This is a genomic window from Ligilactobacillus pabuli, from assembly GCF_022836475.1.
GTDB classification, from domain to species: domain Bacteria; phylum Bacillota; class Bacilli; order Lactobacillales; family Lactobacillaceae; genus Ligilactobacillus; species Ligilactobacillus pabuli.
Window position 1 is genome coordinate 1 of record NZ_BQXH01000059.1, and the last position, 500, is coordinate 500.

General features: G+C 41.4%; 1 tRNA gene and 2 rRNA genes. All 3 read right to left on the reverse strand.

What is annotated here, in order from left to right:
• Window positions 1-100: ribosomal RNA gene (locus tag LPAF129_RS11085) — 23S ribosomal RNA — on the reverse strand; the annotation flags it as partial.
• 173 nt (window positions 101-273) lie between these two features.
• Window positions 274-346, reverse strand: a tRNA-Ala gene (locus tag LPAF129_RS11090).
• Between the two features lie 76 nt (window positions 347-422).
• Window positions 423-500: ribosomal RNA gene (locus LPAF129_RS11095) — 16S ribosomal RNA — on the reverse strand; the annotation flags it as partial.

Below are 500 nucleotides of genomic sequence, written 5' to 3' on the forward strand. Positions count from 1 at the left end.
ATTGCTTACTTACAGCTACCCGAAGCATATCGCAGTTAGTCACGTCCTTCATCGACTCCTAGTGCCAAGGCATTCACCATGCGCCCTTCCTAACTTAACCTATCATTTATCTTAAGATAAATGGGTCATTTGAGTTTGCGTTTACTACTTATTTTTGAATTCTTGTTTGAAACTCTTTCAAACGCGGTGTTCTCGGTTTAATAAAATTATTGATCAAGAAATAAATATTATTCAGTTTTCAAAGAACGGATCCATGATGACTACTGTCATCAATGGAGGTTAACGGGATCGAACCGTTGACCTCCTGCTTGCAAAGCAGGTGCTCTCCCAGCTGAGCTAAACCCCCATTTTGAGAGTAGACCTCTCAAAACCAAACAAAGTTTCATATAACAAATCGTGTGAGTTTCCGTAATTATCCTTAGAAAGGAGGTGATCCAGCCGCAGGTTCTCCTACGGCTACCTTGTTACGACTTCACCCCAATCATCTGTCCCACCTTAGA